Source organism: Novosphingobium marinum, assembly GCF_013408095.1.
Lineage (GTDB): Bacteria > Pseudomonadota > Alphaproteobacteria > Sphingomonadales > Sphingomonadaceae > Novosphingobium > Novosphingobium marinum.
Map to the genome: position 1 here is coordinate 1 of NZ_JACBZF010000020.1, position 2,476 is coordinate 2,476.

Annotated in this window: 3 protein-coding genes; all 3 read right to left on the reverse strand. The window is 64.1% G+C overall.

Annotated features, from left to right (window positions below):
- Nucleotides 1–25: 25 nt before the first annotated feature.
- Genes tnpC through tnpA form a run of 3 tightly spaced genes read right to left on the reverse strand, consistent with a single transcriptional unit; the run spans nucleotide 26 to nucleotide 2,418 of the window.
- On the reverse strand, nucleotides 26–1,567 hold the full coding sequence (gene tnpC / locus FHS75_RS17690; protein ID WP_179408972.1) for an IS66 family transposase: 1,542 nt from the start codon (nucleotides 1,565–1,567) through the stop codon (nucleotides 26–28).
- 54 nt (nucleotides 1,568–1,621) lie between these two features.
- Nucleotides 1,622–1,969 (reverse strand): IS66 family insertion sequence element accessory protein TnpB, encoded by a 348-nt coding sequence (gene tnpB / locus FHS75_RS17695; RefSeq protein WP_179408973.1) that lies wholly within the window; start codon nucleotides 1,967–1,969, stop codon nucleotides 1,622–1,624.
- Entirely contained in the window at nucleotides 1,966–2,418 is a 453-nt protein-coding gene (tnpA, locus tag FHS75_RS17700) for an IS66-like element accessory protein TnpA (RefSeq protein ID WP_179408974.1), read from the reverse strand. Before tnpA ends, tnpB begins: the two co-directional genes overlap by 4 nt.
- Nucleotides 2,419–2,476: the final 58 nt, after the last annotated feature.

A 2,476-nucleotide genomic window follows, 5' to 3' on the forward strand; every position in this document is an offset into this window, starting at 1 on the left:
GTAAGCGTGGCGTGAAGACCGCAGGTCAGGCTGCTTGGGCGATTGGAGCCGTTTCTGAAGACTTCCAGTTCCATGGCATGAGCTCGTCCCAGCGCGAGGCTGGCCAGCCACCTGCGATCTTCTCCATGGCGTCAGCGATGTAAGCTTGCGGCTCGATACCGTTGAGCTTGGCCGTCTCGATGACGGAATAGATCGCGGCAGCGCGTTCGCCGCCAGCCCTGGAGCCGGCAAAGAGCCAGTTTTTCCTGCCTATGGCCACCGAGCGCATTGCGCGCTCGGCGATGTTGTTATCGATCTCGGCCGCGCCCTCGTCGAGATAGCAGGTGAGCGCTGTCCAGCGCTTGCGGCCATAGACCAGCGCCTTGGCCATTGCCGATTTGGGCGATAGGCGGCGCAAGGCATCGTCGATGGCTTTGCGCAGTTCGTCGACTTCTGGCTGGCTGTGCTCCTGCCGGTGTCGGCGGCGAATATCCGGCGGCTCGCCTCGTATCTCCTCTTCGATCCGATAGAGTCTGGTGATCCGTTTAAGAAGATCGGTGGTCAGCGGGGTCGGACTGGTCTGATGGTTCTCGAATATCTTGCGCCGGAAATGCGCCCAGCAGGCGACTTCGCTGATGCGATTACCCCGGTAGAGCTTGTCGTAACCGGCATAGCCGTCCGCCTGAAGCAGCCCGACAAAGTTCTTGAGCTCGCTCTGGGGATGAACGCCGCTGCGTGTCTGGGTGAAGCGGTACCAGACCAGCGCCGGACCGGTCGCACCCGAGGCGCGGTCATCGACGACATAGGTCCACAGCCTGCCTTGAGCGGTCTTCCCCTTGCCGGGCACCAGCATGGGCACGGGGGTGTCGTCTGTGTGAAGCTTGGCGGCCTTCAAGCCCTCTTCGCGGATGCGGGTGACGACAGGATCGAGAAGCGCGGCGGCCTGGCCGGCCCAACGGGCGAGTGTTGATCGATCGATCTCGATCCCCTGGGCGGCCATCATCTCGGCCTGGCGGTAAAGCGGCAGGTGGTGATCGAACTTGTTCACGACCACATGGGCGAGCGTGGCGAAGCTGGCTTTGCCGCGCGCAATCGCCTTAACCGGGGCCTGTGCCTGGACGATCGTCTCGCAGGCCCGGCAGGAATACTTCGGGCGGATGGTGCGAATGACACGCCACTGCACCGGCGCCACGTCGAGCACCTCGTCACTGTCCTGCCCAAGCGCTCGAAGCGCGCCGCCGCAATCCGGACAGGTGCAGTTGCCCGCGTCAGGCTCGATCCGGCGTTCGGTGCGCGGCAGATGAGGGGGAAGGCTGCGGACCGGCGTATCGCGCATGGTCGTGGCTGGCACATCCTTGCGGGCTTCCGCGACTTCCGCTTCGCCCTCCAGTTCCTCGAGCGTCAGTTCGAGCTGCTCGATCTGGCTGGAAAGCTTCTCGCAGGACTGGCCGAAGCTCATCCGCCTGAGCTGGGAAAGCTGGAACCGGAGCGTCTCGATCAACGTGTCACGGGCCGCGAGAGCTGCTTCCAGCTCGGCGATCCGGGCGTTCTTGTCGATGTGAGAAGAAGCTTGCTCTGGCACCTCCATCCTCTAGCGGATCGGGACGCCCAATGCCAGAAAAACCGCACGAAACTGCCGTTTTTATCCCGCCAGAAGCGGGGTCGCGGTGCGCTCCGGACGGCGCCAGTCGATACCTTCCAGCAGCATTGAAAGCTGCGCCGCGGTAAGGCTCACGCTACCGGTCTTCGTCATCGGCCAGACAAAGCGGCCGCGATCCATGCGCTTGGAAAACAGGCACAGTCCCTGGCCATCGTACCACAGCAGCTTGACCAGATCGCCGCGCTTGCCGCGAAAGGCGAACAAGGCGCCGGAATGCGGGCTTTGCTCCAGCACCTGCTGCGCCAGAACAGCGAGACCGTCGAAGCCCTTGCGCATGTCGGTCGCACCGCAAGCGAGGTAAATGCGGGTCGAAGGCGGAAGCGGGATCATCGGGCGAGCACGCCAAGCACCCGCGCCAGCGCATCGGCATCGACTGTCTGATCGACGGTCAGCTTTACTCCGGAAGGAAGCTCGATGCCGATCCGGCCGTTCGGCGGAGATCCCGGTGGCGATGACACTGCGGCCGTAGCTGCCGGCTCGGCCAAGGCGACCTCGGCAAAGCTCGCCCCGGATAGCGCTGGAACCGAGGGTCTTGTGCCGGTCAACTCGCCCGACATCGCCAATCGCCGCCACGTGTACAGCTGTCCGCTGCTCACCTCGTGCCGTTCGCAGGCCGAACGGACCGAGCCATCGGGGCCGAATGCATCGCGCAGCATCGCCAGCTTCTGGTCCACCGTCCAGCGCCGGCGCCCGGAAACGCGTCCAACGACCTCGATACGAGTACTCTTACGACCGCTCGTATGACTACTCGCTCCCTGCTCTTGCGTATCCTCAGCCATCACCACTCAGTGGCTGGCGCCGCCTACCTCGACAAGGCGGCCTGCACGCCACGGTTAC

Bases quoted from the DNA above. Each gene is read 5' to 3' on its own strand.
- tnpC (WP_179408972.1), bottom strand. From the start codon at position 1,567: ATGGAGGTGCCAGAGCAAGCTTCTTCTCACATCGACAAGAACGCCCGG.
- tnpB (WP_179408973.1), bottom strand. From the start codon at position 1,969: ATGATCCCGCTTCCGCCTTCGACCCGCATTTACCTCGCTTGCGGTGCG.
- tnpA (WP_179408974.1), bottom strand. From the start codon at position 2,418: ATGGCTGAGGATACGCAAGAGCAGGGAGCGAGTAGTCATACGAGCGGT.